10 protein-coding genes are annotated in these 11,909 nt (G+C 61.1%); 9 read left to right on the forward strand and 1 reads right to left on the reverse strand.

The window, feature by feature from the left end; translation table 11 throughout:
- The first annotated feature begins 40 nt into the window (after window positions 1-40).
- The 8 genes from dnaK to rnhC are packed head-to-tail and all read left to right on the forward strand — an operon-like array spanning window position 41 to window position 8,758.
- Window positions 41-1,963, forward strand: a complete 1,923-nt coding sequence (gene dnaK, locus RBT76_10580) for a molecular chaperone DnaK (protein MDX9858227.1) — start codon at window positions 41-43, stop codon at window positions 1,961-1,963.
- A gap of 5 nt (window positions 1,964-1,968) precedes the next feature.
- A complete protein-coding gene (gene dnaJ, locus RBT76_10585) occupies window positions 1,969-3,126 on the forward strand; it encodes a molecular chaperone DnaJ (protein MDX9858228.1) in 1,158 nt (385 codons plus the stop codon).
- Window positions 3,127-3,128: 2 nt separating this feature from the next.
- Window positions 3,129-4,010: a 50S ribosomal protein L11 methyltransferase gene (locus RBT76_10590; GenBank protein ID MDX9858229.1), complete on the forward strand. Its 882-nt coding sequence runs from the start codon at window positions 3,129-3,131 to the stop codon at window positions 4,008-4,010.
- A 2-nt stretch (window positions 4,011-4,012) separates the two neighbouring features.
- A complete protein-coding gene (locus tag RBT76_10595) occupies window positions 4,013-4,759 on the forward strand; it encodes an RsmE family RNA methyltransferase (GenBank protein MDX9858230.1) in 747 nt (248 codons plus the stop codon).
- 29 nt (window positions 4,760-4,788) lie between these two features.
- Window positions 4,789-5,571: a prepilin peptidase gene (locus tag RBT76_10600; GenBank protein MDX9858231.1), complete on the forward strand. Its 783-nt coding sequence runs from the start codon at window positions 4,789-4,791 to the stop codon at window positions 5,569-5,571.
- Window positions 5,572-5,630: 59 nt separating this feature from the next.
- Complete coding sequence (locus tag RBT76_10605; protein MDX9858232.1) at window positions 5,631-7,481, forward strand: ATP-binding protein; 1,851 nt, start codon at window positions 5,631-5,633, stop codon at window positions 7,479-7,481.
- A gap of 60 nt (window positions 7,482-7,541) precedes the next feature.
- Entirely contained in the window at window positions 7,542-8,102 is a 561-nt protein-coding gene (gene efp / locus RBT76_10610; GenBank protein ID MDX9858233.1) for an elongation factor P, read from the forward strand.
- A gap of 14 nt (window positions 8,103-8,116) precedes the next feature.
- The gene (rnhC, locus tag RBT76_10615; protein ID MDX9858234.1) at window positions 8,117-8,758 is read left to right on the forward strand and encodes a ribonuclease HIII; all 642 of its coding nucleotides are present in this window, start codon (window positions 8,117-8,119) and stop codon (window positions 8,756-8,758) included.
- Window positions 8,759-8,852: 94 nt separating this feature from the next.
- Here rnhC and RBT76_10620 read toward each other — a convergent pair whose 3' ends face one another.
- Window positions 8,853-9,662 carry a hypothetical protein gene (locus RBT76_10620; protein ID MDX9858235.1) on the reverse strand — a complete coding sequence of 270 codons (810 nt, stop codon included), beginning with the start codon at window positions 9,660-9,662 and terminating at the stop codon, window positions 8,853-8,855.
- Between the two features lie 281 nt (window positions 9,663-9,943).
- Between RBT76_10620 and RBT76_10625 the strand changes: the two genes are divergently transcribed.
- Complete coding sequence (locus RBT76_10625; protein MDX9858236.1) at window positions 9,944-11,908, forward strand: hypothetical protein; 1,965 nt, start codon at window positions 9,944-9,946, stop codon at window positions 11,906-11,908.
- Window position 11,909: the final 1 nt, after the last annotated feature.

The following is an 11,909-nucleotide window of genomic DNA, read 5'->3' on the forward strand; positions in this document are numbered from 1 at the left end:
GGATGTTGACGTACGAATGATATAGAAAGTGAGGCAAAGCATGGGAAAGGTAATCGGGATCGATCTGGGCACGACGAATTCGTGCGTGGCGGTGCTGGAGGGAAAGGATGCGGTTGTCATCCCCAATCAGGAAGGGGCGCGCACGACTCCGTCGGTGGTCGCGTTCACCCGTGACGGCGACCGGCTGGTGGGCGCGGCGGCCAAGCGCCAGGCGGTCACCAACCCGGAGAACACGGTGTTTTCCGTCAAGCGGTTCATGGGACGGCATCACAGTGAAGTGAACGCGGAAGAGAAGATTGTGCCGTATCTCGTGACCGAAGACGAGTCGGGGAATGCGATGGTCGAGGTGCAGGGAAGAAAGTACGCACCGCCGGAAATATCGGCGATGGTGCTGGCATACCTGAAAAAAGCCGCTGAGAATTACCTTGGCCACGAAGTCAAGCAGGCGGTTATCACGGTCCCGGCCTATTTCAACGATTCCCAGCGCCAGGCGACCAAGGACGCCGGCCGGATTGCCGGTCTCGACGTTTTGCGCATAATCAACGAACCGACCGCGGCATCGCTCGCCTACGGTCTCGACAGAAAGAAAGCCGAGAAGATTGCGGTCTACGACTTGGGCGGCGGCACGTTTGACATTTCGATTCTGGAGATCGGTGACGGTGTGTTCGAAGTACGCTCGACGAACGGCGACTCCCACCTCGGCGGCGATGACTTCGACCAGGCGGTCATCGACTGGATGGCCGATGAGTTTCGCAAGAGCAACGGGATCGATCTGCGCAAGGACCGCATGGCGCTGCAGCGCTTGAAAGAGGCGGCCGAGAAGGCGAAGATCGAGTTGTCATCGACGATGCAGACGAACATCAACCTGCCGTTCATCACGGCCGATCAATCCGGGCCCAAGCACCTGGATCTGACGTTGACCCGCTCGAAGTTCGAGCAGCTGGTCGATCATCTGGTCCAGCGAACGATCGAGCCGTGCAAACGGGCGCTTACCGACGCCCGGCTGTCCACCGGTGAGATTGACGAAGTGGTCCTTGTCGGCGGCATGACGCGCATGCCGAAAGTGATCGAGACGGTGAAGAGCCTGTTCGGCAGGGAGCCGCACAAGGGCGTGAATCCCGACGAGGTGGTCGCGGTCGGAGCCGCCATTCAGGGCGGCGTGCTTTCGGGAGACATGCAGGATATCGTGTTGCTCGACGTGACGCCGCTGTCGCTGGGGATCGAGACGCTGGGCGGCGTGATGACCACCCTGATCGAGCGCAACACGACTATTCCGACCAAGAAGTCTCAGATATTCTCGACCGCCTCGGACAACCAGCCGGCGGTCTCGATCCACGTCCTGCAGGGCGAACGCAAGATGGCGATCGACAACCGCACGCTCGGCAAGTTCGACCTGGTCGGTATTCCGCCCGCGCCGCGGGGCATTCCGCAGATCGAGGTAACGTTTAATATCGATGCCAACGGTATCGTGCATGTCAGCGCCAAGGACATGGCGACCGGCAAGGAGCAGTCGATCAAGATTGAAGTGTCGTCGGGATTGTCCGATCAGGAAATCCAGCGCATGGTGAAGGACGCCGAGAAGTACGCGGACGAGGATAAGAAGAAGGCCGATCTCATCACGGCGCGCAACGAGGCGGACCATCTGGCGTACACGACCGAGAAGACCATCAAAGAGCACGGCGACAAAGTCTCGGCCGAGGAGAAAAAGAAGATCGAGGAAGCCATCGAGAACCTGAAGCGGGCGCAGGCGGGCGAATCGCTCGAGGCGATCAACAGCGCCAAGGAAGCGCTCATGCAGGCGTCGCACAAGCTGGCCGAGGAGATGTACAAGCAGGCGCAGTCCCAGCAGCAGACAGCGGGCGCGGGGACGGCGCAGCCGGGGCCGCAGCCGTCCGGTGGCGACGGTGACAAGGACGGTGCGGTCGACGCCGATTATGAAGTGGTCGACGACGACAAGAAGTAATCGGCATGGCCAAACGCGACTATTACGACGTGCTCGGGATCGATCGCGGCGCCGACGAGGCGGCGATCAAGTCCGCCTATCGCAAGAAGGCGATGCAGTATCACCCCGATCGGAATCCCGGCAACGCCGACGCGGAAGAGAAGTTCAAGGAAGCGACCGAGGCCTACGAGATTCTCAAAGACCCGCAGAAGCGGCAGATGTACGACCAGTACGGTCACGCCGGGATCGGCCAGGGGGCCGGTTTCGGCGGCGGGTTCGGCGGGTTCGAGCACTTTGACATCGGCGACGCGCTTCGCGCCTTCATGCGGGATTTCGGCGGCGGCGGATCGATATTCGACGAGTTTTTCGGCGGGGGGGGAATGCGACGGCGTTCCAACCGTGGAGAGGACCTTCGCATCCGCATCGCCCTCACGCTCGAAGAGATCGCCTCCGGGATCGAGAAGAAAATCAAAGTCAACCGACTGGTGCGCTGCGACACGTGCTCGGGCAGCGGCGTGGCGGCCGGATCGTCGCGCAAGACCTGTCCGCAGTGCAAGGGGGCCGGGCAGGTGCGGACGATCACGCGCACGTTCCTCGGCACCGTGCAGCAGGTCAGCACCTGCACTATGTGCCGTGGTTCAGGCGAGATTGTCGCCGACCCCTGCAAGACGTGTTCCGGCGAGGGGCGGGTGCGCGGCACCTCGGAAGTCTCCATCAACATCCCCGCGGGCGTCTCGAGCGGCAATTACATGACGGTCGACAACATGGGCAACGCCGCGCCGAACCAGGGCGAGCCCGGAGATCTGATTGTCGTATTCGAGGAGAAGGAGCACGAGAAATTTACCCGCCACGGCGACAACGTCCTGTACGAACTGGCGATTTCGTTCGGACAGGCCGCGCTTGGCGCCGAACTCGAGGTGCCGACCATCAACGGGTACGCCACCCTGAAGATCCCCCCGGGAACCCAGTCCGGCAAAGTGCTGAAGCTGCGCGGCAAAGGGATACCGCATCTGCACCAGAGCGGACGCGGTGACCAGCTGGTGCAGCTAACCGTCTGGGTCCCGACCAAACTTTCCGCCGAAGACAAGAAGCTGTTGGAGAAGCTGGAGAGTTCGGAGCAGTTCCGTCCGCCGGAAGCCAGCAAGTCGTTCTTCGACCGGCTTCGCGAAACGCTGGGAGTGTGAGCATGAACGAGGTACAACCGGATCGATATATCGAGGCGCGGATCGACGTCCCGCGCCCGGTGGCCGACGCCGTCTGCAACTACATCATCGACAATCTCACGCGCGGTATGATTCTCGAGGAGGAAGAGGGCTCCGCGATCACCGGGATTATTTTCTACCTGCCCGAGACATTCGACCCACACTACAAAGAACGGCTCACCGAATACATACAGGCCATCAGCGACGACCGCACTTTCGAGCCCACGGTCCGTGAGAAACTCATCAAAAACGTCGAGTGGGTTCAGCAATATCGTGAGTCGATACGCCCCCTCGTTGTGGCCGGCGACGTCGTTGTTCGCCCCCCGTGGGAGCAGGCTCCCGAGGGCGCGTTCATAGAAATAGTGATTGAGCCGAAGATGGCTTTCGGCACCGGGTCGCACGAAACGACCCGCTCGTGCATGGGTGTACTCCGGAGCCGGATCAGGGGCGGGGAACGGTTCCTTGATGTCGGGACCGGCTCGGGCATCCTGTCTATCCTTGCCGACAAGCTCGGTGCAGGCTATATCAAGGCGATCGACTACGACGAAGTCGCGGTGGAGAACTGCCGCGAGAATTTCGTGATCAACGACGTTTCGGCTCCCCACGAGGTCGCGCTCGGGACGATCAGCCGCGCCGATGACGACGACCCGTACGACATCGTCGTCGCCAACATCATCAAAAGCACTATTCTGCCCTGGCTGGATCGGCTGGTCGCGTTGACCGCTCGCCCCGGACTTCTGATCCTGTCCGGCCTGCTCGAATCCGATGTGCCGGAGATCACCGGCGCTCTCGCGGGGCTGCGCCAGGCCAACGTTCACGTAATCGAGGACAACGCCTGGCGCACCGTTGTCGTCGAGCGGCAGTAGCTATGACGCCTCCTGTATTTTATGCCCCGCCCGAGAATGTCGGCGACGACCAGATCGTGTTGCCGCTCGATGAGTCCCGGCACGCCCGTCAGGTGATGCGCCTGACGCCCGGAGCGATTGTCATGGTCGTTGACGGCCTCGGATCGGCGTGGCGCGGCGAGATCAGCGGCGGCGACTCGATGTCGGTCACCGTGTTCATTCACCAGCCGCTTCGCAATTTCGGCGAACCAAGCGTGCGCCTGACGCTGGCAGTCGGACTGTCTCAGGCATCCAAGCTCGACAGTATCGTCCAACGGGGCACCGAGCTCGGCGTCATCAGGTTCGTGCCGGTGATTACGGCGAAGTCGAAGGTGAAGCTGGAGGATCCGAAGCGGGCGCGTTCTCGCGTAACCCGTCTCGAGCGTGTGGCGCTGGCCGCAATGAAACAGTGCCGGCGCAGTTACCGGCCGGAGATCGCGGCGCCGCTGCCGCTGACGGACTACCTCGCCGATACTGATCCTGAGTCCGTCAGACTTGTTTTTCACCCCGCTCGAGACGCTCGGCCGCTGGGCGAGATCGGTTTCCCCGACTCGACCCGTCGGGTGACGGCGCTCACGGGTCCGGAGGCGGGCTTCGCCCCCGATGAAATCGCGCTGGCACGCGCGGCCGGCTTCGACGTGGTCGGACTCGGGCCACGGATTCTCCGTTCCGAAACGGCGGCGCCCGTGATCTGCGCCCTCATCATGGAACGTCTCGGCGAGTTCAGCTAGATCTCTGTCGTGCCGATATAGCGATTATCATGGATACCATCTATTTCGTACTGGTCGGCGTGGTCGGACTGTGTATCGGCTCGTTTTTGAACGCGCTGATCTACCGGATTCCGCGCCAGTTGTCGTTTGTCATGAACCGCTCGATCTGCCCTTCGTGCAAGGCGCAGCTCGCGTGGTATCACAACATTCCGCTCGTCAGTTACGCGGCGCTTCGCGGAAAATGCGCGTTCTGCCGCGCCCGGATTTCCGTCCGCTATCCGCTGGTGGAAGCGGCCAATGCCGCGTTGTACCTGTACTTTTACTGGCAGCTCGGTTTTGCGCCGGAGTTTTTCGTGTTTGCATACCTGTCATCGGTCCTGCTTGCGATCTTTTTCATCGATCTCGATTTTCAAATCATTCCAAACCTGTTTACGTACTCCGGAGTCGTGCTGGGACTCGCCGTTTCGTTTCTCCCGGGCGGACTGACGCCGGTCCAGTCGCTGATCGGTTTTTTGGTCGGCGGCGGGGCGCTGTACCTTATCGCCATGCTCGGTGACTGGCTGTTTAAAAAGGAGTCCATGGGTGGGGGAGATATCAAGATGGCGGCGATGCTGGGGGCTTTTCTCGGCTGGCAGCAGGTTCTCTTTGTTTTTATCGCGTCCGCCGCGATCGGCTTGCTGGTGTCTATCGTCGTGATGATGGTCTCCGCCAAAATGCGCAAAGAACGGGTCATTCCGTTCGGTCCGTTCCTTGCCGGCGCGGCGATGCTGGCGATCCTCTACGGTGACCGAATCATCGAATACTACCTCAACACCTTCGTGCGCATCCACTGATCCGGGCCGTTCCGGTTCTCAACCTTGCGGGCGACCTGTCCGACAATGGTAATAGAACCATGGCTAAACACGCTCATCGATACGAATCGGAAATCCGGCTGGGCCTGATGGCCACCGTGCTGGTGCTGGTTTTCCTGAACTTTGTCTCGCTGTTTATCATCTACCGTGCCCGGTCGACCAAGCAGGATGAAACGGCCCGATCGCTTCACGCGGCGGCCGTGGCAATCTCTCGCGTCGTGCAGGCCGGCTATCCGGCGGGGCTGCCGGAGGAGACGATCGATGCGCTCCGTCAGCAGTACACCCTCAGGGCGCTGTACCTGCTGCCGTCGCGTCCGCAGCAAAACGATCCGTCCGGACGGCGGCAATGGTTCGGATCGGTGGCGGCGCACATCCCGCAGGAGCGAATCGCCGAACTGGCGTCGAAACTCATCGACGCCGACTTCACCACGCTCACGCGCGCCGAGGACGACGAATATTACTACCTCTACCCGGTGCCGGCCCGCGCGGGGCATTCACTGCTGGTTATCTCGCGCGACGTTCCTGAACTGGCGTGGCTGGATGACGCGGGGGAGACGATCCTGATCGTCGGGCTTGCCGCTTTGGGACTGGTGGTTGTCACGATGTTGTTTCTGTACCGGGCGATCGTCGCGCCGTTTGTTGCCCTTCGCATACAGGCCGCGCAGGCCGGTCGGCTGCCCGGCGATGAAGGCGCCGACGCAGAGGCCGTGGTCGAGGAGTATCAGCGGGTGATCGAGGAACTCCAGGAAAACCGGGCCCGGTTGCAGCAATTGAACGAACAGATAAGCCGACGCGCCGATTCACTCGAGCAGTTCAATTCGTACCTGCTGCGGGCGGTCGATTCCGGCGTCGTAACGTTGTCGCCCGATGGACGCGTACAGACGCTGAACGCGGCCGCGGGCCGCCTGCTGGGAATCGAGCCGCCGACCGCCGCGCATCTGTCTTACGAGGGAGTCTTCGCCGTCAATGAGTCGCTGTTGCTGGCGGTGCAGGCGGCGCTGGCGCACCTGCCCAATTCCGGCTATGCGGAATATTCCATCTCACGCGGTTCGCTCGGCACGGTTACGGTCGGTGTCACGATCTCCAGTATCCGCGACAACGACAACAACCGTATCGGACTGACGGTGCTGCTGAACGACGTCTCCGAAGTCGTGGAGCTTCGCCGCCAGCTCGAAGAGCGGAAACGCCTCGCGGCGCTGGGCGAGATGGCGGGCGGGCTGGCCCACCAGCTGCGCAACGCGATGGGGGTGATCGCCGGGTACGGCAATCTCCTGAGAAAACGGCTGGCGCAAATTGACGAACCCCTCGATTCGATCCAGGCGTTGATGAACGAGACAGCCGAGGCCGAGGCGCTGGTCAAGCAGTTTCTGGACTTCTCCCGCCCGTGTGACCTGCAACTGTCGACCGTGTCGCTGCCGGGCGTGATCGATGAGGTTCTGGAGACGTTCCGGGTGCGGGCCGATTGCGCGGACATGACGTTCCGGGTGGACCATGCCGACGCCGACCTCATGGTGAGGATTGACGTACTCCTGTTCAAACAGGCGCTCAAAAATCTGGTCGATAACGCGGTTGCGTCTTATGGCGACGGGTACGGGACAGTGACCGTCTGCAGCGCCCTGACAGGCGATGCGATCTGGCTCGAGGTGATTGACAAGGGGCACGGCATCGCGCCGGAGAACATAGAGAAAATCTTCACGCCGTTTTATTCGTCACGCGCGTCGGGGACGGGGCTTGGCCTGCCGCTGGCGCGCAAGATGATCGAACTGCACGGGGGAACGCTGCTGTTGTCCACCACGTCGGGCGAGGGCACCACCTTCTGTCTAACGCTCCCCGTAAGCTGTTGTGTCGCAGGGGACAACCTCCCTTCGGCTATGGCCGCGCCGGGCCGGTAGAAAAGTCTTTGGCACCCCGCACTTTTTGTTATATTGTCCCGACATTTTTATGGAGGTTGCATGTATTCTGTCTCGGATTTCCGGAAAGGGCTGGCGGTAGTTGTCGACGATCAGCCGTATTACATTGTCGACTACCAGCATTTCAAAATGGGCCGCGGCAAGGCCAACGTTCGCACCAAGCTCAAACACATCAAGACGGGCGCCGTGGTGGAAAAAGTCTTCAGCACCAGCGATAACTTCAAGCCTCCGGATATCGAACGCCGACGCATGCAGTACCTCTACGAAAACACGGGTCAGTTCACCTTCATGGATTCGCAGACGTTCGACCAGATCGAAATCGATGTCGACCATCTGGGCGACGCCAAGTGGTATCTGATGGAGAATGAGCAATATCAGTTGCTCTTTCTCGATGGTGCTGCGATTTCCGTGGATCTGCCGGCCTCGGTCGTACTCGAGGTCGTCGAGACCGAGCCTGCGGCTAAAGGAGATACCGTCACCAACGTCACCAAGCCCGCGAAGCTGGAGACGGGGCTCGAGGTGAAGGTTCCCCCGTTCGTAAAGGTAGGGGACCGGGTGAAGGTCGATACGCGTACGGGCGAGTATCTCGAACGCGCCAACTGAGCGCCGGCTGATCGATGCGCATTATCGGGATCGATGAGTCCGGCAAGGGTGACTTTTTCGGGCCGCTGGTCATAGCGGCCCTTGTTGCTGACAGTTCCCGGGAAGAGGAACTCCGATCGCTCGGCGTCCGCGACTCCAAAACCATGACGCCGGGGCGGATCGCGTCGATCGCGGAAATCCTGCAGAAGAAGTTTGTCCACTCGGTCGTGGTCGTCGGTCCCGAGAAATACAATCAACTGTACAAGAAGATCAAAAATCTGAATCGGCTCCTCGGATGGGGACATGCCCGCGCAATCGAAAATGTCCTGATGGAGGCTGAGGCTGATCTTGCGATATCGGACAAGTTCGCCGACCCCCGTGTCATCGAGAACGCGCTGTTGGAGAAATCGAAGGCGTTGCCGCTTCAGCAGCTGGTACGGGGTGAATCGGTTATTCAGGTGGCGGCGGCGTCCGTTATCGCCCGAGCGACGTTCGTCAAGCAACTGGAACGTCTCTCCGGCAAGTACGGTGTAGAGCTGCCCAAAGGGGCGGCGGCCCAGGTCGATGCCGCCGGGCGGGAGTTGGTGCGAAAATACGGACCCGACGTGCTGGCGCAGGTCGCCAAAATTCATTTCAAGAACTACCGGCGAGCGACCGACGGTCTGCTGTCGCTGTGAGCGAGAACCATGTGCGGCTGCCCGGCCAATCGCAAATAAAAAGGCCGGGCGAATCACCCGGCCTTCGACACAGCATACGCGGTCTCCTGCTACGTTACTTCAGACCGACTCCGTAGTCGACAATCTCGCCGACCACGCTGCCGGTGTAGGGAGCGCGGGGCGTGGCCCCGAGGACATATTTAGCCAGGCCGACGCCCGGAACGAACCAGTAGTAATTCGTCGTGCCGTAAGCGCCTTCGTTTGATACCCGTACAGCGCCCGCATAGACTGTCCCATCGGAAAGAACTATGCTCTCAACCGTCTGTACCTGCATCATCGTCCCGCCGGACGTCGGAAAACTTGTCCGGAGCGGACGATCATCGGCGCCGTTGCCGTCGCTGCCGTCGTCGGCCTGATCATCGGTTCCCTGTTCAAGCACATCTTCAAACGTGCCGTTATCATCACCCGTCGCTATGTCCGTGACATCTCCGTCCGTGTCTGTCGCATATCGCTCCAGATCGGAAACATCATAGCGATCCCACTGGGCTCCGGGTCTCAGCGGGAGGCTCAGCAGTCTCTCGGGCGACGACGCGCCCGAAGCGAATATGTACAGAGACGAGTCGGTAACGACTACGTAGCTCGTCGTTCGACGAGTGTTATCGTCCCACCCGTACAGCGGATAGGCTTGGTACTCGTAAAGAGCCTGCTTTTCGCCAACTTCGAACGTCACGGTCTCCCTGTGACCGTCGGCATACCGCACGTTCATGACGGTTGCATAGTCGGCCGCGAGCGGGAAGTAGGCGGCGACCGGCGCCGGGTCGAACGCGACCTCCGAGATCAGCACCCGATCCGCGTCGTCTGAACATCCAGCTGCAAGCGTTGACAACGCAACAATCAGAAATGAGCGCACGACTAGACGCATCATGAAAAGTCCTCCCTGTGCCCGTGGGGGCGATCATGTGGTGAAGAGCTGTCACCCTTCCGTAAGGCAAGTGGGGTGCCGCGTTCTGGCTGTCGCATATGTCGTTGCGAGACAATATATTGACCGAGCGATAGAAATTGCCTGCCGAAAGAAACCGCTTCGATCTATCGGCTGGCTACCATTAGTGATGGGAATTGCCCCACGTCCGGTCAAACCCCTAAGGCGGACCGTTTTACTGCCGATAATTAGACCAACGGTAACGAGTTATCCAAATAGGAGGTGGCATGCCCCAGTCTGCAGTCGACTGGCTCGTGGTGTTGTTCTTTCTGACCGCGTTGATCCTCGTCGCGCGGTTCCGCCGCTCCATGAGCGCCGTTGATGCTACCAGCTACACTCAGATCACGGTGGGGCTCGCTATCCTCAGTCTGGTGGCGCTGGCCCGTTTGTACGCCGGCCTCGGCGCTTTTGAAACCCTGCCGTTTCTTTCCGAACCGTTGTTCTTCAAGCTGGTCAGCTGGATCGCCATCATCACCGGAATCATGTTCCTGATCAACGGCGTGTCATCGTGGCTGCCGCTGGCCCGGAAACTCGAGGCGCGGGAAGCGGCCAGTCGCGGTGCGCAAAACCTGATTCGTGAAATCGATCAGTTGATAGCTGTCGAACACCGCATGGACCCGCTGCTGACTAATGTTCTTGCGCATATGGTGGAAGCGCTGCGGCTCAAAGGCGGCGCGGTGTATACGATCTCATCGACCTTCAGTGAGGCCCGGCTCGTGACGGCTGCCGGCGACATTGAATCGTTCCAGCCCCGGCTGCGCGACGCGCACGTGGACCATCACGGCTGGCAGCGGTACGTCGACGGATTCTCGGCCGAATCGTCCGGCATCATTACCGACCTGCCGATTACGCTCGGCATGCCCTCGCTGGTGCTGCCGGTCGTCGTCAACGATCGACTTCGCGCCGTGTTCGTCGCCTGGAGCGGCGAGTCAACGAACCTCACCACCGATGATCGGCTGCAGCTGAAGCTTGTCGCCGATATCCTCGCCCGGCGCATGCGCGAGGAAGTGACCCAGTTGAAAAACCGTTTTCTCACACAGTGCACCACTCTGCAGGACACCGTGCAGAACCTCATGGATACCAGTGGCGCACGCCCTGAGTCTTTGACCCTGATAGCCCGTTCCCTCGCCGACGTTCTGCCGATCGATTACCTGTCGCTGGTCCTGATGCATCCCACACGTTCGTTGTGTGACCGCTACAGTGTCGGCGCCGATCACCAGTTGCTGACCTACCGCGGCATGCCGTGGCCGGGTCAAAACGAACGATTGGCGCAGGTCATGCTTTCGGCCGGACCGACTACCACCGAGACACACCCGGATCTGCCGTCCGACCTGCCCGCCGGGTTTGTTCCGTCGGGTCTGCACTCGGTCGCGCTCGCGCCGATTCGGGCGGAGGGACAGCCGGGCGGGTTGCTGGTTCTCGGCGCGGAGCGGCCGCGGGCGTTCGGACGCCGAACCGCCGCTCTGCTCGCCGCCGTGCTGCCGAGTCTCGCCCAGTTGGTGTACAGCCACGCGCGCCGACAAAGCGACATCACATGGGAATCCCGGATGTCATGCCTGGTACGCCTGTCACACCATGCAGACCGGCAAACGAATACCGCCGCATGGCTCGATCGCGTGGCGGAGTTCCTCTCCGGCGATACCGGCGCCGAAGCCGTTCGCATTTCCGCGTGTGAACCGGGCGGCAGATTTCTGATATCACGGGCGCTTCGTACGTCAAACCTGTCGCCCCACATGGCGCCCGCGTCGGAATCAATGATTCTGTCGCTCATGCCCGCGCATCAGGAGGCGCTGGCCGAGGAGCGACCACTGCTCCTGACGGATAGCGAACTTATCGCGCGCTCGTCCGAAGCGGAGCGACAGATTGTATTCAGCGGCGATCTCAGGCAATTGCTGATCGCGCCCGTGATCCTCCGGGGCCGCTCGATCGGCGCCGTCACGGTGGCCGACTCACGTTCGAGCGACCTGTTCTCGATACCTGACAGCGCGTTGTCCATGGTAACCGCCGTTACGTGGTTGTTGTCCGGAATCGAGATCAGAGAATCACGCTCGCAGACGAGCCGGACGATTGATACGTCGTCCGTGTTTGACGACGCGATCCGTCGCTCGCTCACGCGCGCCATGCGCACCTCGGCCCGCGTCTCGGAAAGCGCCGACGCCGAGCCCGTGCGCGGTATGGAGACAGTCCAGTAAC

The organism is Candidatus Zixiibacteriota bacterium, assembly GCA_034003725.1.
Classification (GTDB): Bacteria; Zixibacteria; MSB-5A5; order GN15; family FEB-12; genus WJMS01.